Genomic DNA, 23,992 nt, shown 5'->3' with positions numbered 1-23,992 from the left:
TCGTTGAGTGGTCCGGCGGGCCAGGCCCCGTCGGACCACTCAAGGACTGCGGGATCAGACGGAGCGGCCGGCGAACGCGGCCAGGCGCTCGTACGGGCCGGCGTCCTCCGGGGCGTCCTGCTCGGGCCGGAAGGCCTGGCCCCGGGCTTCTGGCGTGAGAGCCTGCGACATCGTCGCGTACCCGGCCTCGGCCACCCCGGCGTCGAGCTCGCCGCTGTCCTTGCCCAGGGCGGTCGCCAGGTCCCAGGCGTGCACGGCCAGCTCGGCGGTCTGGAATCCCGCTCCACCCTGGGCGTCGGGGTTCTCGTCCCAGGCGGCGCGGAGGTCGTCGGCGTGCGTGCGGAAGGTGTCGGCCCAGTCCTCGGGCAGCTCGCTCCCGGCGGACCAGTCCGGCTTGCCGCCGCGCACCGAGGTCGCGAAGTTGGCCGGTCCCTGGACGACGTGGCCGAGCAGCTCGCGCACGGTCCAGTCGGAGCAGGGCGTCGGCCGGTCGAGGTCGGCAGGTTGCACCGACTCCACGAGGCTGCCGAGCTGGGTGAGGCCACGGTCCAGGGTCGAGAGGTCGTCTCGTGAGGTGTCCATCCCGCCACGCAACCACTCCAACCCCGTCCAGACAAGACCTTTCGGGCAGGTCGGGAAAGCCAAACCGACGTCACGGGCTGTCCACAGCAAACTCCTAGACTTCGGCCGCACAGTTCTCCTGTGACCACGATCGACGTGCCGGCCCCCATGGCGCCCGCCCCCTCCCCGGCCGCCCCGGCGGCATACCGGAGCCGTGCGGTCCGGACCGTCCCGCGCTGGTGGCGCGACGCCTCGGCGGCCGCCTTCTGTCTCGTGCTGCTGTGGGTGACCGCGCTCTGGGTCGCCCACGGCGGCATCCAGGACCTCGGTTCGGTCGCGGGGGCCCTCACCAGCACCGGCCGGCTCACCGGACTCATCGCCTCGGCGCTGCTGCTGGTGCAGGTCTTCCTCATGGCACGGGTGCCGTGGTTCGAGCAGGCGTGGGGCCAGGACGAGCTCGCGAGGACGCACCGGCTGGTCGGGTTCACGTCGTTCAACCTGCTGTGGGCGCACATCGTGCTCATCACCCTCGGCTACGCCGCCGGGACCCCCACGGGGATCTGGGGGACGCTCGTCGACCTGGTGCTGCACTACCCGGGCATGCTCCTGGCCACGGCCGGCGCCATCGCGCTGTGCATGGTCGTCGTGACCTCGGTGCGCAGGGCCCGGCGTCGGCTGCGCTACGAGTCGTGGCACCTCATCCACCTCTACGGCTACCTCGGCGCGGGCCTCGCCCTGCCGCACCAGCTGTGGACCGGGCGGGAGTTCCTGGCCTCCACCGCCTCGACGGTCTTCTGGTGGACCCTGTATGCCGTGTGCGCGGCGGCCGTGCTCGGCTACCGGATCGGCGTGCCCGCCTGGCGCTCGCTGCGGGCCCCGCTGCGGGTCGACTCGGTCGTCGACGAGGGGCCGGGGGTCACCTCCGTGGTCGTCACCGGCCGCGGCGTCGAGAAGCTCGACGTGGAGCCCGGGCAGTTCCTCCAGTGGCGCTTCCTCGACGGTCCGGGCTGGAGCCGCGCCCACCCCTACTCCCTGTCCGCGGCCCCCGACGGCCGGTCCCTGAGGATCACGGCGGCCGAGGTCGGCGACGGCACCGCCCGCCTGGCCACGATGGCGCCCGGCACCCGGGTGCTCATCGAGGGTCCGTACGGTCGCCTGCACCCGGGGGTGCGCACCCGCCGCAAGGTCCTGCTCATGGGCGCGGGGATCGGCATCACCCCGATCCGCGCCCTGCTCGAGGGTCTCGAGCAGGACCCCGGCGACGTCGTCGTCGTGCACCGGGCCCACAGCCGCGACCAGTTCGTCTTCGCCGCCGAGCTGTTCGAGCTGGCTCGCGAGAAGGGTGCCCGGTACGTCACCGTCGAGGGCGCCCGCGTCCCGGGTCGAGACTCCTGGCTGCCGGCCTCCGCGGCCCACCTCAGCGACGCGCAGGCACTGAGCCAGCTCGTCCCGGACGTGGCGGAGCGCGACATCTTCCTCTGCGGCGCACCGAAGTGGATGGACGCGGCTCGCAATGCCGCCCTCGACTGCGGTGTCCCGTCCGACCACATCCACCTCGAGCTGTTCGAGTACTAGGAGACCTGGAGTGCGACGCATCACCCTGTGGAGCCTGTCCACCCTCACCACGCTGGTCCTGCTGTTCAGCTACCACACGTCGACCTCCAGCAAGGGCTCGACGGTGGTACCCCCCGTCATCGCCCAGGCGGCCACGCCGGCAGCCGTCCCCACCCCGGAGACGACGACCTCGACCGACGGCGGCGCCTCGACCCCCTCCGGGTCCTCCGGCACGGCGACGGACACCCCGAGCGACACCTCGACCCCGAGCTCCTCCAGCTCGTCGTCCTCGTCGACCGGCTCGTCGTCCAGCTCGTCGTCCTCGGCCGCGAAGACGTACGCCGGCGACGCGATCAGCACGCGGTACGGCGACGTCCAGGTCCAGATCACCGTGAAGAGCGGCAAGATCACGGCCTCTGCCGTGCTGCAGGTCCCGTGGAACGACCACCGCGACCAGGAGATCAACTCCTACGCCGTGCCGATCCTCAACCAGGAGGCCGTCGCGTCCCAGAGCTCGACCATCGACATGGTGTCCGGTGCGACCTACACCTCCGACGGCTACATCCAGTCCCTGCAGTCCGCCATCGACCAGGCCCACCTGTGAGCGCCCCGACGTTGGAGCGGCCCGGTGGCGCCACCGGGGCGACCTCGCAGCCGCCCACGCGGTCGGGCTCGGACGCCGCGCTCCCTCGCCGGGCGTTCGTCACCCAGGTCATGGGGCTGCCGGTGTCGGCGCACGTGCGGGGCAGGGTCGACACGCCCGAGGTCGAGGCGGCGGTCGGCCAGGTGTGGTCGACGCTCCAGAAGGTCGACGCCCTGTTCAGCACCTGGCGTACCGACAGCGAGCTGATGCGCCTGCGCCGTGGCGAGCTCGACGGTGCCCTGGCACACCCGTGGCACGAGGAGGTCGCGCTCCTGTGTGCCGAGGCGCAGCGCCGGACCGCCGGCCTGTTCACGGCGTCCTACCCCGGCGCCGGCGGGTACGACCCGACCGGCCTCGTCAAGGGGTGGGCGGTGGCGAAGGCGGCTGCGCACCTGGCCAACGTGCCCGGGATCTCGTTCTGCCTCAACGCCGGTGGCGACCTGGTCGCGGGCGCGGGCCGGGACACCCGGCCGTCCACCTGGCGCGTCGGTATCGAGGACCCCGCGCGGCCGGGCATCGTGGCCGCCACCCTGGACCTGGCCACGGGTGGACTGGCCACCTCGGGCACGGCGGCCCGCGGGGCGCACATCGCCGACCCGCGTTCGGGCGGAGCCGTCGAGCGCACGGGTTCGGCGACGGTGTGGGGCCCGAGCCTGCTGTGGGCCGACGTCTGGGCCACGGCCCTGTTCGTCGACCCCGTGGCAGGGCGCGAGGCGCTGGCCGTGAACGACCCGCAGTACCGCACGTTCGTCCTCTGAGCGCGGGGCGTGGTCCGGCGACCCCTCTGGCACAGTGGTCCGCGTGCAGGTCTGGTACGCGAGCTACGGCAGCAACCTCGCCCGCGACCGGTTCCTCTGCTACCTGCAGGGGGGTCGGCCACCCGGTGCGACGCGGACCTACCCGGGCGCTCGCGACACGACCGCCCCGGCGGACGACCGTCCGATGACCCTTCCCGGGGAGGTGTTCTTCGCCTGGGAGTCGCCCACCTGGGGTGGAGGCATCGCCTTCTACGACGCGACCGCGACCGGGACGGCGCTCGCCCGGGCGTACCTCCTGACCGAGCAGCAGTTCGCCGACGTCGCCGCCCAGGAGATGCACCGCGAGCCGGGGGAGGACCTCGACCTCACGACCGTGCTGGACGAGGCACGCCACGACCTGGGTCCCGGCCGCTACGAGTCCCTTCACCTCGTCGGGGAGCTCGACGGCCACCCCGTCCTGACGTTCACCACGCCGGATCCTGTTTCGCTGCAACGCAACGCGCCCACCCGGCCATACGTCGAGACGATCGCCCGTGGCCTGCGGGAGAGCCACGGCCTCGGTGCGCACGCCATCACGGACTACCTCACGGCGCGCCCCGGCGCCGAGCTGGGCTGGGACGCGGCGCAGCTCCTGGCGGTGGTCAGCGCAGCGCTGCGGTGAGGGCGTCGACGTCCGTCACCGGCGCGTCGCAGACGAACCCGCGACAGACGTAGGCCGCCGCGCGGCCACCGACGAGGGGCCGCTCGGCAAGCAGCGGTACCCCGTCGGCGTCTGGCTGACCAGCGACGGTCACGAGGCCGGGCGACGTGGACCGGCGCACCGTCGCCGCCAGGGCTGCCGCGTCCGGGCCGCTGCCGACGACGGCCACCTGGAGCGGTCCGGCCAGGGATGCCTCGGCGACGGCGAGGGCCCAGCCGCCGAAGCGGGGGTCGCGGGCCGCGAGCTGCCCGGACGCCCCGAGCGCAGCCTCGGCACGTTCACGCATCCCGCTGTCACCGACGAGGGCTGAGCAGGTCAGCAGGGCACCCGCGAGGGCGGACTGCCCTGACGGCTCGGCGTTGTCGGCGGCGCTGCGCGGGCGGGTGAACAATGCCTCCGCGTCGTCGGCCGTGTCGTGGAAGCCGCCGTCCTCGGCGGTGAAACGTTCGGTCGCCGTCCGCAGCAACGTCCGGGCGACCTCGAGCCACCGGGCGCGCCCGGTCGCCTGGTGCAGCGCGAGCAGGCCCTCGGCGAGGTTGCCGTAGTCGTCGGCGACACCGGCCGCGCCCCCGACCACGCCGTCCCGGGAGGCTCGGCGCAGTCGCCCCTCCACGACGTGGGTTCCCACGACGAACTCGGCGCAGACCTCGGCCGCGGCCAGCATCGCCGGTTCGTCGAGCAGGGCACCGGCGTCGGCCAGCGCCGCGATGGCCAGGCCGTTCCATGACGTGACCACCTTGTCGTCGCGAGCCGGCTGCGGTCGCCGGTCGCGCGCCTCGAGCAGGCGAGCGCGCGCTGCCGCCCACCAGGACGCGTCGTCGGGGTCGGTCAACAGCTGCAGCGTGGACGAGCCGTGCTCGAACGTGCCCCGGGCCGTGACGGACAGCAGCGCCGCAGCCCGGGTCCCGTCCTCGTCGCCCAGCACCTCGACGAGCTGGGCAGGGGTCCACGCGTACGTCAGCCCCTCCACCCCGTCGGTGTCGGCGTCCAGCGCCGACGCGAACCCGCCCTGCTCCGTGCGGAGGTCGCGCAGCAGGAACTCCGCGGTCTCCACGACGACCCGGCGGGCGAGGGCGTCACCGGTGCTTCGGAACAGGTGCGTGTAGACCCGAAGCAGCTGGGCGTTGTCGTAGAGCATCTTCTCGAAGTGGGGGACCACCCACCGGGCGTCCACGGAGTAGCGCGCGAAGCCGCCTCCGAGCTGGTCGTACATCCCGCCGCGGGCCATCGCGTGACAGGTGCGGGAGGCCATGGCGAGGGCGTCGTCGTCGCCGGTCCGGGCATGGTTGCGCAGCAGGAACTCCAGCACCATCGACGGCGGGAACTTCGGTGCACCACCGAAACCCGCTGCGCCGTGGTCGAACTGGCCCCGCAGGGTGTCGACGGCGGCGTCGAGGACGTCGGCACCGAGGGCGTGCGGCGTCGTGGGGGCGGAGAGACCGCGCAGGGTCTCGGCGATGTGGCTCCCGCTCTCGAGGACCCTGGCACGTTGGTCGGTCCAGGCCGCCGTGGCGCCCGCGAGCAGCTGCAGTAACTGCGGCCTCGGGAAGTAGGTCCCGGCGAAGAAGGGGTCCCCGTCCGGGGTGAGCAGGCAGGTCATCGGCCACCCACCCTGGCCCGTCAGGGCGGTCGTCGCGGACATGTAGACGGCGTCGATGTCAGGGCGTTCCTCACGGTCGACCTTGATGGCGACGTAGTCGGCGTTGACCACCCGGGCCACGTCCTCGTCCTCGAACGACTCGTGGGCCATCACGTGGCACCAGTGGCAGGCGGCATACCCGACCGAGAGCAGGACCGGCACGTCGCGGCGACGGGCCTCGGCGAAGGCGTCCGGACCCCACTCCTGCCAGTCGACGGGGTTGTCCTGGTGCTGGAGGAGGTACGGGGAGGTCGAGTTCGCGAGGCGGTTGGCCATGCCCACCACCGTATGCGGCGCGGCCGGGCGGGGTACGAGCGTCCCCCCTACGGCGGACGAGCCCGGTGGTGTTGCGTGTGCACGCAGTTCCGCCGGATCGGGGCCGGGGAGTGCACTTGGAGTTCTACGATCCGCCCGGACGACACAGAGGACGGTGGGGATCTCATGGTGCATCTCGGGAGTGGCAGGTACGTCGGCGCGTTCGTCGCCGCACTGGCAACGGTGGGCGGGGTCGTGGTCGCCGCGCCTGCAGAGGCGGGCGTCACATCCGGTCACGTGCCGCAGGCACCGTCGATCACGAGCAGGCCGTGGCCGCACGGTGCCCGGATCTCGTTCGGTTCCTCGCCCGACATCGGCGAGATCACCGGGTACGAGATCGTCGCCGAGCCGGGTCACCACGTGAAGGAGCTCACCGGGGTCAACATCTACACCGGGATCATCGACGGGCTCGATGCAGGGAGGACGTACACGGTCTCCGTCCGATCCCTGAGCGCTGCCGGACCGGGCCCGGCAGCGACGTTCACCACCACCCCGCTGCTGACCGCCTCGGTCATCGGGGTGGGTGACCTCAGCAAGGACGGCCACGGCGACCTCGTCGCCTTCGACCGGACCATCGAGCACACCCGGGCCTACTGGGGGAATGGCAGGGGCGGCATCTCGGGCGGGGGACACCCTGTCGCGGACGTCGTCCCGGCGAGCCGCGTCCTCCCCGCTGGCGACATGAACGGCGACGGGCGGCCCGACCTCCTGACCGACAACGGTGGACGGCTCACCCTCTACCTCGGCGGGTACCAGGGCTTCCTCACCGACCCCATCGTCGTCGGGAAGGGCTGGGGTGGCAGGCGCTTCATCACGGGTGGCGGCGACTTCTCGGGCGACGGCCGCTCCGACGTCCTCGCCGTCAACGCGAAGGGCGAGCTCAACCTCTATGCCGGGAACGGTCACGGCAAGGTCGCCGCCGGACGCCGGATCGGGACCGGCTGGGGGAGCTTCGTGGGTATGTTCGCCACCGCTGACTTCAACGGCGACCGCACCCGGGACGTGCTGGCCGTCGACCGTTCCGGTGCCATGTGGCTGTACCCCGGCAACGGCAGAGGCGGCTTCCGCGGTGCCCGAACGAAGGTCGGCACCGGCTGGGCCGGTCTGGCCATGGTGGGACCGGTGGGCGACTTCACCGGCGACGGTCGGGCCGACCTCCTCGGCGTCACGAACGACGGGACGCTGCGGGTCTACGCCGGCGACGGCAGGGGCCACGTGCGTTCGCCGAAGGTCGTCGGGACGGGGTGGCGGCGCTACTTCTGAGTCGCGCCCGGCTGCTGGGCCAGCCACTGGTCGCGGCTGATCCGGTAGAGGACGTGGCGGCGGGTCGGGTCACCCTCGGGGATCAGGGGGTGGTCGAAGTCCGCGGACTCGTCCCGCGCCATACCGATCTTGCGCATGACGGACTGGGAGCGGTCGTTGGCGGGGATGGTCATGGCGACCACCTCGCGCAGGCCCAGCGGGCCGAACGCGTGGGCGAGGGCCGCGCGCGCACCCTCCGGGGCGTAGCCACGGCCCCACGACGACCGCGCGAGGCGCCAGCCGATCTCGACGCACGGGGTGAAGTGCTCCTCGAACCGCGGGATCGACAACCCCACGAAGCCGATGAACTCCCCGGTCTCCGCCACCTCCGTCGCCCACAGGCCCCACCCGTGCTGCGTCAGGGCTGCTTCGATGCGGTCCGCCATCGCGTCGCTCGCCGCCCGCGTGAGGTGCTCGGGGAAGTGCTCCATCACGGCCGGGTCGTCATTGAGCGCGGCGAACGGTGCGCGGTCCTCGGGGCGCCACTGGCGCAGGACGAGGCGGTCGGTGCGCAGCTCGGTGGGTGTGGTGGCAGTCGTGGTCGGGTCGGCCATGGGCCCCACCGTATGACGCGTGCGTCACTCACGTGGGCAGCGCGGCCGCGCGCGTGGCACGGTGAGTCCATGCATGACGTCGTGGTGGTGGGTGCGGGACTGGCCGGGCTGGCCTGCGCGGTCTCGCTGGAAGAACGAGGGCTCGACGTCCTCGTGCTCGAAGCGGCCGAGGAGGTCGGTGGGCGGGTCCGGACCGAGGTCGTGGACGGCCACCTGTGCGACGTCGGGTTCCAGCTGCTCAACCCGGCGTACCCGGTCGTGCGGCGGCTCGTGGACGTGGACGCCCTGGCCCTGCAGCCGTTCGGCGCCGGGGTCGAGGTGCGGCACCCTCGTGGTGACGGTCGGACCGTGACGGCCCTGCTGGCCGACCCTCGCCGTGAACCCCGGGCCCTGCCCAGGACCCTCGCGTCGGGCCTGTTGACACCGCGCGAGCTCACCGCCCTGGCCCGGTGGGCGGCGCCGTCGCTCGGACCGGTCCGCCGGCTCCTCGACGGTCCGGACGCCTCGCTCGCGGCGTCGCTGGACTCGGCGGGGGTGCACGGGCCGCTGCGCCGCCAGGTGCTCGAGCCGTTCCTCGCGGGGGTGCTCGGCGACGACCGGGGTGTGACGTCCGCGGCCTTCGTGCGGCTGCTGCTGCGGTCGTTCCTGCTCGGGACCCCCGGGCTCCCCTGGGACGGGATGCGCGCGCTGCCCGCCCAGCTGGCGGCGCGGCTGCGGCGCCCGGTCAGGCTGGGAACCCGGGCCACGCTCGGCGCCGGGACGGTCGTCCGCACGAGCGACGGAGAGGTCCCGGCGAGGGCCGTCGTCGTCGCGACCGACGTGGCGGCGGCGGCCGACCTCGGTGTGGTCGAGGTCGCCCCCACGAACGCGTTGCGCACCTGGTGGTTCTCCACGACCGACCCTGCGCCGACCAGCCGTTGGTTGCGCGTCGACGGCGCCAGGGGTCCGATCGTCAACACGGCCGTCGTCTCCGACGCGGCGCCGTCCTACGCGCCACCGGGTCGGCGGCTCGTCCAGGCGACCACGCTGGGGGCCGCACCGGACGACGTGGCCCTGGTCCGGCGCGAGCTGGGGCGGCTCTGGTCGACCTCCGCCGAACGATGGGACCTGTTGGTACGACACGATGTCCGCGCTGCGCTGCCGTGCGTGCCGCCGCCCCTCGTGGTGCGACGGCCGGTGGCCCTGGGTGGGGGACGGTTCGTCGCGGGGGACCACCGCGACACCTCGTCGATCCAGGGGGCCCTGGTGTCCGGTCGTCGCGCGGCACGGGCCGTCGCGGCCCACCTCGGCGTCGATCCCGGGGCGTCGTCATGAGCGGCGGACCGGTCCTGGACCCGCAGGGGCCGCCCCTGCCGACGACCCAGATCATGAGCCAGTGGTGGCGCGACATCGCCTTCGTCCACTGGCCGGTGGAGCCGGCGCTGCTCGCCCCGCTGCTGCCCAGGGGCGTGCGCCCCGACGTCTTCGACGGGTCGGCCTGGGTAGGGCTGATCCCGTTCCGGATGGTGGATGCGGGGGTGCTGCGAGGGGGCCCGGTGCCGTGGCTCGGGACGTTCCCCGAGACGAACGTGCGGGTGTACTCCGTCGACGACGCAGGCCGCCACGGGGTCGTGTTCCTGTCGCTCGAGGCGTCCCGGCTGCTCGTCGTCCTCGGGGCCCGACTCGGGTTCAACGTGCCGTACCAGTGGGCCTCCATGCGGGTGCGCGACGACACGGACGCGGCGGGCGCCCGGGTGCTGACGTACACGACGCGTCGGGCGACACGCGCCACTCCCGGCACCCGCGGGCAGGTAGGGCGGGCGGGACGACCCCGCGCGCGGATCAGCATCCGCGTGGGGGAGCCCGTCGCCGAACCCGCTCCGCTCGACCTCTTCCTCACGGCGAGGTTCGGGCTGCACACGGCGGTGGCCGGCCGGTCGCTCTGGGTCCCCAACACTCACGGGCCCTGGCCGTTGCGGTCGGCCGAGGTGCTCGAGCTCGACGACGACCTCGTGGCGGCTGCCGGCCTGGGGACGTTCGCACGCACGACGCCACCGGCCAGCGTGCTGTTCTCCGAAGGTGTCCGCACGACCTTCGGTTTCCCGCAACGCCTCTGACACGAATGGACCCCGTCGCGACGGGGTCCATTCGTGTCAGATCGGTCGACGATGGCCCTGTTCCGGGCCGGGCGAGGGCGATTCGTGACGGATCCAGCGAGGACCGCCCTGCTCGCCCGAGCGACCCGCCCTGCGTCGCCCTACGCCGGTCGGAGGCTAGTGGCCGGCGGTCACCGAGTCGGGGTCACCGACCCGGTCGGGTTCGTGGTCGTCGACCATGGTGGCCTCGTCGAACGGGGCGTCACCGGCCAGCACGCGGTCCAGCTGGGCCCGGTCGAGCTCGCCGACCCAGTGGCCGATGAGGACCGTCGCGATCGAGTTGCCGGCGAAGTTGGTGAGCGCGCGGGCCTCGCTCATGAGGCGGTCGATGCCGACGATGAAGCCGACGCCGTCGACCAGGTCGGGGCGGTGCGACTGCAGGCCACCGGCCAGCGTCGCCAGGCCGGCGCCCGAGACACCCGCGGCGCCCTTGGAGGCGATGATCATGAAGACCAGCAACGAGATCTGCTCACCGATGGAGAACGGCTTGTCCAGGGCCTCCGCGATGAACAGCGAGGCCATCGTCAGGTAGATCGCCGTGCCGTCGAGGTTGAACGAGTACCCCGTGGGGACGGTGATGCCGACGACGGGCCGGCTGACACCGAGGTGCTCCATCTTGGCGATGAGGCGCGGCAGGGCCGACTCCGACGACGAGGTCGACAGGATGAGCAGGAACTCGCGGGCGAGGTACTTCAGCAGCGAGAAGACGTTGACGCCCGTGACGACCTTGAGGATGCCGCCGAGGACCACGAACACGAACAGCGCGCAGGTGATGTAGAACGCGACCATGAGCAGGCCCAGGCTCTTGAGGGCGTCCAGTCCGGTGGCACCGACGACCGCCGCCATCGCGCCGAACGCACCGATCGGCGCGACGTACATGATCATCGACATGAGCCGGAACACGAGCTTCTCGAGGTGCTTGATGCCGCCGAGGATCGGCTCACCGGCCCGACCCATCTTCTGCAGGGCGAACCCCACGAGCAGCGCGACGAGGAGCGTCTGCAGGACCGACCCGGACGTCAGGGACGAGACCAGGGTGTCGGGGATGAGCCCGAGGACGAACTCCGTGGTCGACTCGCTGCCGCCGGCAGCCTGCTTCTGGCCGGTGGCGGCCAGCTCCTTGGTGAGGTTGAGGCCGGCGCCGGGCTGGATGATGTTGCCGACGACGAGGCCGATGGCCAGGGCGACGGTCGACATGGTGAGGAAGTAGCCGAGGGCGAGCCCGCCGACCTTGCCCACCTGGGCCGCTCGGCGGACCGAGCCGATGCCGAGGACGATGGTGCAGAAGATGATCGGGCTGATCATCATCTTGATGAGGTTGACGAAGGCCGTGCCCAGCCACTTCAGGCTCACGCCGAAGTCGGGGAACAGGACACCGACGGCGATGCCGAGGCCCATGGCGATGAGAACGGCGATGTAGAGGAAGTGCGTCCTGTCGCGGCGTGGTGCCGGACGGTCGACGGCGTTGTCGGCTGCGGTGCTCACGTGTACTCCAGTGGACTCGTGGTCGGGCTCCGTCCCGGGGGTGCCCGGCGCGGTGAACTCCGCACGAGTATGCCGAGCGGAGTGACTAGGGTCACCCTTGTGTTCATTGAGTTCCGACGTGTCGCCCCGGCGGGCCGGCGCCTCGGTCACCCGACGGCGCGGGTATGGCGCTGAGCCGGCGGCGGTGGGCCAGCTCACCGGCGCGCTGGAGCGTGGCAGGTCAGACGTTCGCCCTGCAGGTGCTCGTGGCGCTGCTCGTGGTGGGCATCGGCACCGGGGCCGCGTTCGCGCAGGCACGGCGGGCGGGCACGCAGGAGGCGACGGCGCGCGCACTCGCAGTGGCGCGGACGGTCGCCAGCAGCCCGGACGTCGTCGCCGCCGTGGAGGACCACGACCGGGCTGGTGTGCTGCAGCCGTTCGCCGAGAACGTCCGCCGCCGGACCGAGACCGACTTCGTCGTCATCATGAGCCCCAACGGAATTCGTTACTCCCATCCGGACACGTCGCTCATCGGGAAGAAGTTCGTCGGTCACATCGAGGACGCCCAGGCGGGTGGCACGGTGGTCGAGGACTACACCGGGTCGCTCGGAGCCTCACGGCGCGCGGTCGTCGCGGTGCGCGCGAGCGATGCTCCCGACGCGCCCGTCGTCGGCCTGGTCGCGGTCGGCATCCGCAACGCCGTGGTGAGCCAGCGGTTGGAGGGCCAGCTGGTCGCCCTGCTCGCTGCCGGTGTGGCCGCCGCCGTCCTCACCGGCCTGGCCACGGCGCTCGTGGCGCGCCGGGTCCGACGGCAGACCCACGGGCTCGGAGAGCGGCAGCTGCGGGAGATGGTCGAGTACTACGACGCGGTCCTGCACGCGGTCACGGAGGGCCTGCTGCTGATCGACCGGGACGGCCGCCTGCGGCTGGTCAACGACGAGGCGGTCCGGCTGCTCGGCCTCGGTGACGGTGCGGTGGGGCGACGGGTGGACGAGCTCGACCTGTCCGAGCCGCTCGTGGCAGCGCTGACGGACGAGACCCCCCGCGGAGACGAGCTGCACGTGACGGCGGCCCGCGTCCTCGTGCTCAACACGGCGCCGGCGCGCTGGGAGGGACGGGTGCTCGGCCAGGTCGCCACGCTCCGGGACCGGACCGACCTCGAGCACCTGACCGGCGAGCTCGACTCGGCGCGAGGGCTGACGGAGGCGCTGCGGTCCCAGGCGCACGAGTCGGCCAACCGGTTGCACACCATCGTCTCCCTCATCGAGCTGGGCCACCCCGAGCGAGCGCTGGCGTTCGCGACCGAGGAGCTCGAGCTGTCCCAGCTGCTGACCGACCGGGTGGTCGCCGCCATCGAGGAGCCGGCCCTGTCGGCCCTGCTGCTCGGCAAGGCGGCCGAGGCGGGGGAGCGCGGCATCGACCTGCGCATCGACGAGGGAGCGGTGTGGCCGGTCGACGCGCTCCCCGCGCGCGACGTCGTGACCATCGTCGGCAACCTCATCGACAACGCCTTCGACGCCGTGACGGGTCACCCCGGCGAGCGGCAGGTGCGGGTCGACACGAGGCGCGACGGGAGCGACCTGGTCCTCACGGTCGCCGACACCGGCCCCGGGCTGCCGCCCGGCGCCGTGGCGAGGGCGTTCGAGCGCGGGGTCTCGACCAAGGACCAGGGCGGCGAAGGCCGTCGCGGCATCGGCCTGGCCCTCGTGGCCCAGGTGGTGGGCCGGCTCGGCGGATCGCTGTCCGTCGACGGCGGCCCCGGCGCAGTGTTCACGGTCCGGCTTCCCCTCACCGGTGGCGCAGGTGCCTGACGCGACCGCCCTCCGGGTCCTCGTCGTCGAGGACGAGCCGGTCGCGCTCGAGGCCCACGCGGCATACGTGGGGCGCGTCGACGGGTTCGAGGTGGTGGCGACCGCCGGCACCGCGAAGGCGGCCCTGCGGGCGCTCCAGAACGGGGCCGTGGACGTGGTCCTGCTCGACATGAACCTGCCCGACGGTCACGGTCTCGACGTGATCCGGGCGATGCGCGCCGCCGGTCACCGGGCGGACGTCATCGCCGTCACCTCGGCGCGCGACCTCGAGGTCGTGCGGGGTGCGGTGTCGCTGGGCGTGGTGCAGTACCTGCTCAAGCCGTTCGTGTTCGCCACCCTGCGCGACCGGCTCGAGGCGTATGCCGCGTACCGGCGCCAGCTCCCCGCCACCGACCGCGTGGACAGCCAGGCCGAGGTCGACGAGCTCCTCGCCGGCGCCCGGCCGACCACGCGGACGTCCCTGCCGAAGGGGATGAGCGAGGACCTGCTCGGCCGGGTGACCCGCGCCCTGCGCGACGCGGCTGCGGACTCCGGGTGGTCGGCGACCGAGCTCGGTACGGAGCTCGGCGTCAGTCGCGTCACCGCTCGCAGGTATGCGGAGTTCCTCTGCGAGACAAGGGTCGTCGCACGACGGTCCCGCTACGTCGGACAGGGTCGTCCCGAGGTCGAGTACCGCTGGGTCAGGTGACCGGGCGTCAGCCGCCGATCTCCGCCAGACGCGGCGCCACCCGCTCGCCGAACGCCGTCACGGCCGCCGCGGGGTCGGGGGCCATCGCCCGCAGGTGGATGTGCTGGACGCCCAGGTCGGCATACTCCTGGGCCAGCCGCAGGAAGCCGTCGACGTCGTCGAGCGGGTCGCCCTGCGGGCCCATGACGGTCTTCTCGATCGAGTCGTAGTCGCGGCCGAGGTCGTCGCAGTGGCGGCGCAGGACGTCGAGCTTGTGGGCCAGCTCCTCGGTCCCGGAGACGATGAGGTTGGTGGCATCGGCGTACTGCGCGACGAGGCGCAGCGTCTTCTTCTCGCCGCTGCCGCCGATGACGATGGGCGGGTGCGGGCGACTGAGGTTCGCAGGGACGTTGATCGTCTCGGCGAGCTGGTAGTGCTTGCCCTCGAACGGGCCCTCGTCCTCGCTCCACATCTGGCGGATGATCTGCAGGGCCTCCTCGAGCCGCTCGAACCGCTCCGCCAACGGCGGGTAGGGAACGCCGAGGGCCTTGTGCTCGCGCTCGTACCAGGCAGCACCGATGCCCATGAAGGCCCGGCCGCCACTGAGCACGTCGAGGGTCGTCCCGATCTTGGCGAGCAGCCCCGGGTGGCGGTAGGTCACACCCGTCACCACGGTGCCGAGCTTGACCTTCTCGGTGACGCCTGCGAGGAAGCCGAGGGTGGCGTAGGCCTCGAGCATCGGGTCGTGGGCCGTCCGGAAGAACTCCATCTGGAAGTAGTGGTCCATCACGGTGAACCAGGAGGCGCCGGCGGCCTCGGCGGCAGCCGCGGTCGAGCGCAGGGCCGGGGCGTAGGACGCCGGGCCGTCAGGGAGGGTGAAGTCGAGGAAGTGGAATCCGAAGCGCATGCTTGCAGTCTGCAACGCCCACCCACGATCTGCTCGTCGGGGACCGGGCCCTGCGGCACACCGTCGCGGGCTGGGCGATGAGGCACGGCTGGGCGCCGCGGGCGTCAGCCGTCGAGCGCCTTGAGCAGGGCGATGTTGAACGACACCCCGCGGGTGTCGTCACCACCCGCCGCCCAGCGAGCCTCCATGGCGGTGTGCACGTACGTCCAGGCCAGGGCCTCGTCCTCGTCGATCCCGGCGACCTCGCAGACGATCTCGAGGCGACGACGGACGAGATAGCGGAACGTCGACCCGGTCCCCAGCTCGTCGACGCGGTTGCGCAGCAGGGGCTGGACCTCGAACCCCGGGTGGCCCGCCATGGGGTGCGGGTCGATGGCCAGCCAGTCGGGACGGTCGGAGCCGGGGAGGCTGTGCAGGACGTTGCGGTAGTGCAGGTCGGTGTGCACGAGCGTTGCGTCGCAGGCGGATTCGGAGGTGAGCTCGCGCACGAGGCCAGCCGTGCGTTCGACCATCCGGCGCGGCAGCAGCCCCTGTGCGGCCTCGAGCTTGCCGATCTGGTCACGGGCGAAGTCCGACAGGGACCGCAGCCCCGCCGGGGCCGGCCGGTGCAGCTGCGCGAGCACCCCGCCCGCCACGGCGCAGGCGGTGTCGACCTCGACGGACTCGAGGTCACGGGTGGCGTCGAGGGCCTCGAGCAGGAGTGCGCCGCGACCGGGGTCGGCGGCGACGAGGCGTACCGCCCCGCGGCCGTCCCAGTGGCGCAGGACCAGGGGTTCGTCCCGTGCCTCGATGTGCGGCCAGACCAGCTTGAGGGCGAGCGGCACGCCGTCGCGGCGGACGGGCACGACCAGGGCGGTCCAGCCCGTCCTCGGTTCGCCGGCGAGCTCGAGGTCCCAGTCGGCGAGGACGTCGGCGAGCAGGCGGGGGAGGCGGTCGGCCCAGTCCGCGCCCGACGGACCGCGGACGCCTCCGTCCTGGGCGGAGAACTGCCCGACAGAGGTCCGGAACCCGGCCGGCACCAGGGCCCCGGCGTCCTCCGTGCGGAGCGGGCGGCCCGGGCTCACGTCAGGCCGGGGAAGGGTGCGAGCGCGACCCCCCAGCGGGAGGCGAGCACCTCGGTGTCGGCCAGCCACTGCACGACCGCGCCGAGCGGTCCGACGTCCCCGCCCGCGGAGCCCAGCTCGCGGGCCACGGCTGCGCGGAGGTCGGTCAGCACCCGGACGGCCAGGGCTCGGGCCGTTGCGGGGGTCGTCACGGTGAACGGCAGGGGGTACCCGAGGGCGGGTGGTGTCGCGGCGTCGCCGGCGAGGGACTCCTGCTGGCTGGCCCTGGCCCTCAACGTGCCGAGGGTGGTCAGGGCCAGGGTGTGCTGGGCGCCCTCGGGAGACTGTGCGGCCACGACCTCGAAGGCGTAGGCCGCGGCGCGGGTGCTGTCGAGGTAGGACGCCGCCAGCGACGGTTCGGACCACGTCGGGTCGGGCCAGGTCGCCGGCTGGCCGAGCAGGGTGGCTGCGGCGGCCCGCTGGGCGAGCACCGAACCGGCCAGGGGCACTGTCCCGGGCACGACCCGGGCGAGGGCGGAGATGGCGGAGGGCCCGAGGTCGGTGGCCTCCGAGGCCGCGAGCGTGGCGGGCCCGGCCGCGCCCGAACCGGTGGCGGTCGTGGCCGGGGCCGTGGAGGTGGTCCCGGTGGCTCCCGGGGTGGCCGTCGCCACAGGTGCGTCCAGGACGGTGCGGGGCACCCCGAGGCGCTGCAGCTCGGTTTCCAGGACGGCGGCCTGCTGACGGTGCAGCACGGCGAGCCGTGCCGGAAGGCCCTTGGCAGGACCGCCGAGGGCCTGGGCCTCGGCCGCGAGGTCGGTGCAGTGCTGGCGCAGGAGCAGGAGGAAGGACTCACCGGCGACTGGCTGCCGGGTGGGCAGCCCTGGGAGCCGCGGGGCGTCATCCTCGAGCCGGATCCCGCACCCTGCCAGGGATGCCGCGAGGACGGCCGCGCCCCCGACCTGCAGGCCCGCGCCGAGGACGGTGCGCCGGGTCAGGTGCCGTGTCGGGAACGGCGGCACACCGGTGCGGTCCTCGGGCATGCGCCGATCCTGCCACGTGGGTCGGCGCTGGCATGCGTGCCGCTCCCCGCGTGGATAGAGTGGGCCCCGCACGACCACCAAACTTCAGAGAGGACGAGTCAGTTGAGCGTCAAGGACCAGATTCGTCCCGCAGTCGACGGGCCCCTCGCGGCCCTCGGGCTGCTCGTGGAGGACGTCGCCGTGACGCCGGCCGGGAAGCGCCGGCTCGTCCGCATCTGGATCGACCGGGCCCTGCCCGAGTCGGCCGACGCCACCACGACCGTCACCGCCCCCCTCACCCTCGACGAGGTCGCCGACGCGACCCGTGCGGTGAGCGAGGCCCTCGACGAGACCGACGCGATGGGGGAGCAGCCGTACACCCTCGAGGTCACCTCGCCCGGGGTGGACCGACCGCTCACCGAGCCGCGCCACTTCCGCCGCAACGTCACCCGGCTGGTCACCCTCACCCCGCTCGAGGGCCCCGCCGTGACCGGCCGCGTCGTCAGCGCCGGGCCGGACGTGGTCACCGTCGAGGTGCCCGCCGCGAAGAAGACCCCCGCCCGGACCGTCGAGCTCGCGTATGCCGCGATCGCCCGGGCCGTGGTCGAGGTCGAGTTCTCGCGCCCCGCGGGTACCGGTGAGGACCTGGCCGGTGACCTGCACGACGACGACCAGCACGACGACGACCTCGCCGACGGCGACGACATCGACGACGACACCGAGGAGAACTGACCATGGACATCGACCTTGCTGCCCTGAGGGCGCTCGAGCGCGAGCGCGACATCTCCCTCGACATCCTCATCCCCGCGATCGAGCAGGCCCTGCTGGTGGCCTACCACCGCACCGACGACTCCTACCGCAACGCCCGCGTCGAGCTGGACCGCAAGACCGGTCACGTCGTCGTCTGGGCCAAGGAGGAGCTGCCCGCCCCCGAGCCGGTGGACCCGCCGGTCGAGGAGTCCGGCGACGATGCCGAGGCCACGGCACCCGTCCGCGCACCCGAGCGACCGGTCCGCGAGTTCGGTCCCGAGTTCGACGACACCCCCACGGGGTTCGGTCGCATCGCCGCCGCCACGGCCCGCCAGGTCATCGTGCAGCGACTGCGCGACCTCGAGGACGACGCCATCATGGGCGACTTCAAGGGCCGCGAGGGCGACGTCGTCGCCGGCGTCATCCAGCAGAGCCCGGACCCGCGCCACGTCACCGTGGACTTCGGCACCGTCGAGGGGATCCTGCCCCTGTCCGAGCAGGTGCCGGGCGAGAAGTACGTGCACGGCGAGCGCCTGCGCTGCTTCGTGGTCTCGGTGCGCCGCGGCCCCAAGGGCCCACAGATCGGTCTGTCCCGCACCCACCCCAACCTCGTGCGCAAGCTGTTCGCGCTCGAGGTGCCCGAGATCGCCGACGGCTCCGTCGAGATCGCGGCGCTGGCCCGCGAGGCGGGGCACCGCACGAAGATCGCCGTCCACTCCAAGGTCGCCGGGCTCAACGCCAAGGGTGCCTGCATCGGCCCCATGGGCGCCCGGGTGCGCGCGGTGATGACCGAGCTGCACGGCGAGAAGATCGACATCGTCGACTACTCCGACGACGCCCGGACGTTCGTCGCGGCGGCCCTGTCGCCCTCGCGGGTCGAGTCGGTCGAGATCGTCGACCCGCAGCTGCGGTCGGCCCGCGTCATCGTCCCCGACTACCAGCTCTCCCTGGCCATCGGCAAGGAGGGCCAGAACGCCCGGCTCGCCGCCAAGCTCACCGGCTGGCGCATCGACATCCGCCCCGACACCCAGGCAGACGGCACCACCGGGACTGGTGGTGCCGCTGGGACCGCTGGTGGCGGTGCTCCGCGAGGGGGCTCCGGGGCCCCCCGCCGCGGTCCGGATGACGCACCCGGGCGCCGGTAGGGGATAGACTGGTGGTGACCGACCGGACTGGACCCCAGCCCGCAGCACAGGACGACACCACCCGCACGACGCCCCGGACTCCCGTCCGGACGTGTGTGGGGTGCCGCGGGACGGATAGCTGGTCGGCACTCCTGCGAGTGGTCGCGGAGAAGGACGAGGCCGGGGAGACCCGGTTGGTGCCGGATCCGTGGCGCCGCCTGCCGGGGCGTGGCGCATGGCTGCACCCCACGGGCGACTGCCTCGAGCAGGCCCTACGCCGACGGGCGTTCGGTCGAGCGCTGCGTGTCGGCGCCACGGCCGGCCCCGAAGCCGTCGCAGCACACGTTCGAGGGTTGGTCGACGACCGAGGTCCAGACCAGCCGTCGAACACCCTTTGAACCAACCGTCCATCGCTATGGGAACCGACCATGACTCGTAACAGAGAGTGGGTTTGACCGCTGATGAGCACCCGATGAGAACTCAGCAATGAGCTCCCCCCAGCAGTAACGACGGTCCGCGCCTGTCCTGGCACGGACCAGGAACAGGAGAAACGTGGCCAAGGTCCGTGTAAGCGCGCTCGCCAAAGAGCTCGGCACCGACAGCAAGACGCTGATCGCCCACCTCAACAGCATCGGCGAGTACGTCAAGACCGCCAGCTCGACCATCGAGGCCCCCGTCGTCCGCAAGGCGACGGAGACCTTCCCGGAGGACAAGAAGTCCCCGGCCGCCAAGGCTTCACCGGCCAAGCCGGCTGCTGCCGCACCTGCCGCTCCGGCAGCCCCCACCCCGCCGGCCCCGGCGAAGCAGGCTCCTGCCGAGCCCACCGCCCCGGCGGCACAGGCTGCTCCGGCAGCTCCCGCCGCACCGGCCCCGGCCGCCGCACCTGCTGCCCAGGCCCCCGCGCCGGCAGCTCCGGCCGCCAAGGCGACCCCCGCGGCTCCGGCCCCGGCGGCCCCCGCGGCGCCGGCCGCCAAGGCCGACGTGCAGTCCGCCCGCGACAGCGACAGGCAGGGTGGCGCCCCGTCGGCACCCCGCCCCGGCTCCGCGCCGCGTCCCGGTGGCCAGTCGTCCGCCCCCCGCCCGGGTGCCCCGCGCCCCGGCAACAACCCGTTCGCGCCCAGCCAGGGCATGCGCACCGGTCGTGACGGCGGCACTCGTGAGGGCGGCACCCGCGAGGGTGGCCCGCGCGAGTCCACGCGTCCCGGCAACAACCCGTTCGCCCCGTCGCAGGGCATGCCGCGCCCGCAGAGCCGCCCCGGCGGCGCTGGCGCTGCCGGCCCGCGTCCCGGCGGCACCGCCGGCCCGGGCGGACCCCGTCCCGGCGGTCCCCGTCCGAGCCCGGGCATGATGCCCGACCGCAGTGCGGTCGGTCGTCCCGGTGAGCGTCCCGCCCGTGGCGGCGCCCGTGGCCCCGGTGGTCCCGGTGCCGCTGGTCGTGGCCCCGGTGGTCCCGGTGCCGGTGCAGGTGGTGGCGGTTTCGCCGGTCGCCCCGGTGGCGGTGGCTTCCGCGGTGGCGCAGGTCGCGGCTCGACCGCGGGTGCGTTCGGTCGCGGTGGCGGTCGTCCGGTCCGTGGCCGCAAGTCCAAGCGTGCGAAGCGCCAGGAGTTCGAGCAGATGCAGGCGCCGTCGCTCGGTGGCGTCAGCGTGCCCCGCGGCAACGGCACGACCCTCATCCGGGTCCGTCGCGGCTCGTCGCTCAGCGACTTCGCCGACAAGATCAACGCCAACCCCGGCGCGCTGGTGACGGTGCTCTTCCACCTCGGCGAGATGGCCACGGCCACCCAGTCGCTGGACGAGGACACCTTCAAGCTGCTCGGTGTCGAGCTCGGCTACAACATCGAGGTCGTCTCCCCCGAGGAGGAGGAGAAGGAGCTCTTCGACGCCTTCAACATCGACCTGGAGACGGGTATCGAGGGTGAGGACGACGAGGACCTCGAGGCCCGTCCGCCGGTCGTGACCGTCATGGGTCACGTCGACCACGGAAAGACCCGCCTGCTCGACGCCATCCGCAACGAGGACGTCGCCGGTGGCGAGTCCGGTGGCATCACGCAGCACATCGGTGCCTACCAGGTGCACAAGATGCACGAGGGCGTCGACCGTCCGATCACCTTCATCGACACCCCGGGTCACGAGGCGTTCACCGCCATGCGTGCCCGTGGTGCGAAGGTCACCGACATCGCGATCCTCGTGGTCGCGGCCGACGACGGCGTGATGCCGCAGACCATCGAGGCGCTCAACCACGCCCAGGCTGCGGACGTCCCGATCGTGGTCGCGGTGAACAAGATCGACGTCGAGGGTGCGAACCCGTCCAAGGTCCGCCAGCAGCTCACCGAGTACAACCTGGTGGCCGAGGAGTACGGCGGCGAGACGATGTTCGTCGACGTGTCGGCCAAGGCCGGGCAGAACATCGACGCCCTCCTCGAGGCCGTCCTGCTCACCGCCGACGCCGCGCTCGACCTGCGCGCCAACGCCGACCGCGACGCCCGCGGTGTCGCGATCGAGGCCAACCTCGACCGTGGCCGTGGCGCCACGGCCACGGTGCTGGTCCAGGCCGGCACCCTGCACGTCGGTGACGCCATCGTCACGGGTTCGGCCTACGGCCGCGTCCGCGCGATGCTCGACGAGCACGGCAACAACCTCAAGGAGGCGGGTCCGTCCCGTCCCGTGCAGGTGCTCGGTCTGTCCTCGGTCCCGCGCGCCGGTGACACCTTCGTGGTGGCCCCGGACGACCGCACGGCCCGTCAGATCGCCGAGCGGCGCGAAGCTGCCGACCGCCAGGCCTCCCTGGCCAAGGCCCGCAAGCGCATCTCCCTCGAGGACCTCAACGAGGCGCTCGCGGCCGGCAAGGTCGAGACGCTCAACCTCATCCTCAAGGGCGACGTGTCCGGTTCTGTCGAGGCGCTCGAGGACGCGCTCCTGCAGATCGACGTGGGCGACGAGGTCGACCTGCGGATCATCGACCGCGGCGTCGGTGCGATCACGATGAACAACATCAACCTCGCGATGGCGTCCGACGCCATCATCATCGGCTACAACGTCCGGGCCGAGGGCCAGAACGCTGACTACGCCGAGCGCGAGGGCGTCGAGATCCGCTACTACTCGGTGATCTATCAGGCCATCGAGGAGATCGAGGCAGCGCTCAAGGGCATGCTCAAGCCGGAGTTCGAGGAGGTGGAGCTCGGCACCGCCGAGATCCGCGAGATCTTCCGCTCCAGCAAGTTCGGCAACATCGCCGGATCGATCGTCCGCAGCGGCGAGATCAAGCGCGGCACCCGCGCCCGGATCACCCGCAACGGCGTCGTCGTCTCTGAGAACGTCGAGATCGCCGGCCTGCGCCGGTTCAAGGACGACGTCACCGAGGTCCGCGAGGGCTTCGAGTGCGGTATCAACCTGGGGTCGTACAACGACCTCCAGCTCGGCGACCTCATCGCCACGTACGAGATGCGCGAGAAGCCGCGCGCCTGATCGTATGCAGCGTGAGCNCCGGCCTCGCTGGGCGACGGTGACGTCGCCCGCGGCTTCGCTGGATGACGGCGCTTGCACCTCTCACAAGCTCTCTCACGGTGCGGCGCGCCACCATCCAGCTTCGCCTCCGCCCCACCGATTCCCAGCAAGGAGACCGCTCGTGGCTGACACCGGACGCGCCCGCAAGATCGCCGACCGCATCAAGGTCCTCATCGCGGCCAACGTCGTGTCGATCGTCAAGGACCCCGACCTCGGTTTCATCACCATCACCGACGTCCGCGTCACCGGTGACCTCCAGCACGCATCGGTCTTCTACACCGTCTTCGGTGACGAGGCCCAGCGCGCGCGGACCGCGGCCCTGCTCGAGAAGAACAAGGGCCGGCTGCGCTCGTTCGTCGGCCAGCAGATCAAGATCCGCCTGACGCCGAGCCTGGACTTCTTCGCCGACGCCATCCCGGAGACCGCCTCGCACCTCGAGGAGCTGCTGCGCGAGGCCAAGGAGCGCGACGCCGCCGTGGCGGCCGCCGCTGCCGGTGCGACGTACGCGGGGGAGGCCGACCCGTACCGCAAGGACGAGGACGACGCTCCCGTGGGCGACGAGGCCGACAGCGACGACAGCGACACGGGCGGTCTGACCGAGGACGGCACGGCGTCGGATGCCCGCGCCTGACGGCCTCCTGGTCGTCGACAAGCCCGCCGGCTGGACCAGCCACGACGTCGTGGGCCGCGGCCGGCGCCTGTGCGGCACCCGCAAGGTCGGTCACGCCGGGACCCTCGACCCGATGGCCACAGGCGTCCTCGTCCTCGGCATCGGCCGGGCGACCAAGCTGCTGACCTTCCTCGTCGGCTGCGACAAGGACTACACCGCCACCATCCGGCTCGGACAGGCCACGATCACCGACGACGCCGAGGGCGAGGTCACCACCTCGGCCGCGGCCGACGGCGTCACCCCGGAGGCGCTGGGGGCCGCGGTCGCCCAGCTCACGGGAGACATCCAGCAGGTGCCGAGCAGCGTCTCGGCCATCAAGGTCGACGGCCAGCGGTCCTACCACCGCGTCCGCGCTGGCGAGGACGTCCAGCTCCCCGCCCGACCGGCGACGGTCAGCCGGTTCGTGGTGGTCGCGACCCGTCCCGCCGACGCCGACGGCACACCCGTGCTCGACGTCGACGTGGAGGTGACGGTGAGCTCGGGCACCTATGTGCGCGCACTCGCCCGCGACCTCGGCGTCGCCCTCGGTGTCGGGGGCCACCTCACCGCCCTGCGCCGCACGCGCGTCGGGGCGTTCACCCTGGACCGGGCCCACACCCTGGAGGACCTCGGCCGGCTCGACTCGCCCGAGGAGGTGCCGGTCACGGTGCTCGCCGACGCTGCTCGCGCGCAGTTCGCCGTGCGCGAGCTGAGCGAGGAGCAGGCGCGCACGATCGGCTTCGGCCAGCGCATCGACTCCGCCGAGCCGGGCCGCACCGAGCCCGTGGCGGCCTTCGCCCCCGACGGCACCCTGGTCGCGATGCTCGATGAGTCCGGTCACAAAGCCAGGTCGCACGTCGTGTTCGCCCCCGCGGGTTCGTAGAGTGTCCTCC

22 protein-coding genes are annotated in these 23,992 nt (G+C 72.8%); 15 read left to right on the top strand and 7 right to left on the bottom strand.

Annotated elements, in window-relative coordinates:
- Nucleotides 1-54 precede the first annotated feature (54 nt).
- Complete coding sequence (locus tag ASD62_RS05435) at nt 55-582, bottom strand: TIGR03086 family metal-binding protein (RefSeq protein WP_056915085.1); 528 nt, start codon at nt 580-582, stop codon at nt 55-57.
- Between the two features lie 120 nt (nt 583-702).
- Between ASD62_RS05435 and ASD62_RS05430 the strand changes: the two genes are divergently transcribed.
- From ASD62_RS05430 to ASD62_RS05415, 4 genes are read left to right on the top strand one after another with little or no spacing between them, the layout of a single operon-like run.
- The gene (locus ASD62_RS05430; protein ID WP_235530640.1) at nt 703-2,136 is read left to right on the top strand and encodes a ferric reductase-like transmembrane domain-containing protein; all 1,434 of its coding nucleotides are present in this window, start codon (nt 703-705) and stop codon (nt 2,134-2,136) included.
- A gap of 10 nt (nt 2,137-2,146) precedes the next feature.
- Nucleotides 2,147-2,719 (top strand): FMN-binding protein, encoded by a 573-nt coding sequence (locus tag ASD62_RS05425; protein WP_056915084.1) that lies wholly within the window; start codon nt 2,147-2,149, stop codon nt 2,717-2,719.
- Entirely contained in the window at nt 2,716-3,516 is an 801-nt protein-coding gene (locus ASD62_RS05420) for an FAD:protein FMN transferase (protein ID WP_235530639.1), read from the top strand. The genes ASD62_RS05425 and ASD62_RS05420 overlap by 4 nt, the downstream gene beginning before the upstream one ends.
- Nucleotides 3,517-3,559: 43 nt before the next feature.
- On the top strand, nt 3,560-4,177 hold the full coding sequence (locus ASD62_RS05415) for a histone deacetylase (protein ID WP_200956857.1): 618 nt from the start codon (nt 3,560-3,562) through the stop codon (nt 4,175-4,177).
- Here ASD62_RS05415 and ASD62_RS05410 read toward each other — a convergent pair.
- The gene (locus ASD62_RS05410; RefSeq protein WP_056915082.1) at nt 4,158-6,131 is read right to left on the bottom strand and encodes a thioredoxin domain-containing protein; all 1,974 of its coding nucleotides are present in this window, start codon (nt 6,129-6,131) and stop codon (nt 4,158-4,160) included. The genes ASD62_RS05415 and ASD62_RS05410 overlap by 20 nt on opposite strands.
- 165 nt (nt 6,132-6,296) lie before the next feature.
- Between ASD62_RS05410 and ASD62_RS05405 the strand changes: the two genes are divergently transcribed.
- Nucleotides 6,297-7,433: an FG-GAP-like repeat-containing protein gene (locus ASD62_RS05405; protein WP_056915081.1), complete on the top strand. Its 1,137-nt coding sequence runs from the start codon at nt 6,297-6,299 to the stop codon at nt 7,431-7,433.
- Here ASD62_RS05405 and ASD62_RS05400 read toward each other — a convergent pair.
- Nucleotides 7,424-8,026, bottom strand: coding sequence for a GNAT family N-acetyltransferase (locus ASD62_RS05400; RefSeq protein ID WP_056915080.1), 603 nt, complete (start codon nt 8,024-8,026; stop codon nt 7,424-7,426). The two genes, ASD62_RS05405 and ASD62_RS05400, sit on opposite strands and share 10 nt — an antisense overlap.
- A gap of 69 nt (nt 8,027-8,095) precedes the next feature.
- Between ASD62_RS05400 and ASD62_RS05395 the strand changes: the two genes are divergently transcribed.
- Nucleotides 8,096-9,340, top strand: a complete 1,245-nt coding sequence (locus ASD62_RS05395) for an FAD-dependent oxidoreductase (RefSeq protein WP_056915079.1) — start codon at nt 8,096-8,098, stop codon at nt 9,338-9,340.
- Nucleotides 9,337-10,122 carry a YqjF family protein gene (locus ASD62_RS05390; protein ID WP_056915078.1) on the top strand — a complete coding sequence of 262 codons (786 nt, stop codon included), beginning with the start codon at nt 9,337-9,339 and terminating at the stop codon, nt 10,120-10,122. The genes ASD62_RS05395 and ASD62_RS05390 overlap by 4 nt, the downstream gene beginning before the upstream one ends.
- A gap of 156 nt (nt 10,123-10,278) precedes the next feature.
- Here the strand turns inward: ASD62_RS05390 and ASD62_RS05385 are convergent, their stop codons facing one another.
- The gene (locus ASD62_RS05385; RefSeq protein ID WP_056915077.1) at nt 10,279-11,646 is read right to left on the bottom strand and encodes a cation:dicarboxylate symporter family transporter; all 1,368 of its coding nucleotides are present in this window, start codon (nt 11,644-11,646) and stop codon (nt 10,279-10,281) included.
- Nucleotides 11,647-11,858: 212 nt separating this feature from the next.
- On the opposite strand from ASD62_RS05385, the gene ASD62_RS05380 reads away from it, so the two are divergent.
- Together ASD62_RS05380 and ASD62_RS05375 are read left to right on the top strand one after the other, a co-directional pair.
- A complete protein-coding gene (locus ASD62_RS05380; RefSeq protein WP_235530638.1) occupies nt 11,859-13,436 on the top strand; it encodes a sensor histidine kinase in 1,578 nt (525 codons plus the stop codon).
- On the top strand, nt 13,429-14,124 hold the full coding sequence (locus tag ASD62_RS05375) for a response regulator (protein ID WP_056917183.1): 696 nt from the start codon (nt 13,429-13,431) through the stop codon (nt 14,122-14,124). The genes ASD62_RS05380 and ASD62_RS05375 overlap by 8 nt, the downstream gene beginning before the upstream one ends.
- 7 nt (nt 14,125-14,131) lie before the next feature.
- On the opposite strand, the gene ASD62_RS05370 is transcribed toward ASD62_RS05375, so the two are convergent.
- From ASD62_RS05370 to ASD62_RS20940, 3 genes are all read right to left on the bottom strand, one after another.
- Entirely contained in the window at nt 14,132-15,010 is an 879-nt protein-coding gene (locus ASD62_RS05370) for an LLM class F420-dependent oxidoreductase (RefSeq protein ID WP_056915075.1), read from the bottom strand.
- A gap of 104 nt (nt 15,011-15,114) precedes the next feature.
- Nucleotides 15,115-16,074, bottom strand: coding sequence for an aminoglycoside phosphotransferase family protein (locus tag ASD62_RS05365; protein WP_056915074.1), 960 nt, complete (start codon nt 16,072-16,074; stop codon nt 15,115-15,117).
- The gene (locus ASD62_RS20940) at nt 16,071-17,093 is read right to left on the bottom strand and encodes a DUF4439 domain-containing protein (RefSeq protein ID WP_056915073.1); all 1,023 of its coding nucleotides are present in this window, start codon (nt 17,091-17,093) and stop codon (nt 16,071-16,073) included. The genes ASD62_RS05365 and ASD62_RS20940 overlap by 4 nt, the downstream gene beginning before the upstream one ends.
- 102 nt (nt 17,094-17,195) lie before the next feature.
- Here ASD62_RS20940 and rimP point away from each other — a divergent pair, with 102 nt between their 5' ends.
- From rimP to truB, 6 genes are all read left to right on the top strand, one after another.
- Nucleotides 17,196-17,804, top strand: a complete 609-nt coding sequence (rimP, locus tag ASD62_RS05355) for a ribosome maturation factor RimP (RefSeq protein ID WP_056915072.1) — start codon at nt 17,196-17,198, stop codon at nt 17,802-17,804.
- A 2-nt stretch (nt 17,805-17,806) separates the two neighbouring features.
- Nucleotides 17,807-18,967 (top strand): transcription termination factor NusA, encoded by a 1,161-nt coding sequence (gene nusA, locus ASD62_RS05350; protein WP_082580588.1) that lies wholly within the window; start codon nt 17,807-17,809, stop codon nt 18,965-18,967.
- A gap of 11 nt (nt 18,968-18,978) precedes the next feature.
- Nucleotides 18,979-19,344 (top strand): YlxR family protein, encoded by a 366-nt coding sequence (locus ASD62_RS19670; RefSeq protein ID WP_369796179.1) that lies wholly within the window; start codon nt 18,979-18,981, stop codon nt 19,342-19,344.
- Nucleotides 19,345-19,498: 154 nt separating this feature from the next.
- Complete coding sequence (gene infB, locus ASD62_RS05345) at nt 19,499-22,411, top strand: translation initiation factor IF-2 (protein WP_056915071.1); 2,913 nt, start codon at nt 19,499-19,501, stop codon at nt 22,409-22,411.
- A 160-nt stretch (nt 22,412-22,571) separates the two neighbouring features.
- Entirely contained in the window at nt 22,572-23,081 is a 510-nt protein-coding gene (rbfA, locus tag ASD62_RS05340) for a 30S ribosome-binding factor RbfA (RefSeq protein WP_056915070.1), read from the top strand.
- Nucleotides 23,068-23,982 (top strand): tRNA pseudouridine(55) synthase TruB, encoded by a 915-nt coding sequence (gene truB / locus ASD62_RS05335; protein WP_056915069.1) that lies wholly within the window; start codon nt 23,068-23,070, stop codon nt 23,980-23,982. The genes rbfA and truB overlap by 14 nt, the downstream gene beginning before the upstream one ends.
- Nucleotides 23,983-23,992 lie beyond the last annotated feature (10 nt).

Origin of the sequence: Phycicoccus sp. Root563 (genome assembly GCF_001427915.1) — a bacterium.
Lineage (GTDB): Bacteria > Actinomycetota > Actinomycetes > Actinomycetales > Dermatophilaceae > Pedococcus.
This window is presented reverse-complemented; position numbering and strand designations above follow the sequence as displayed.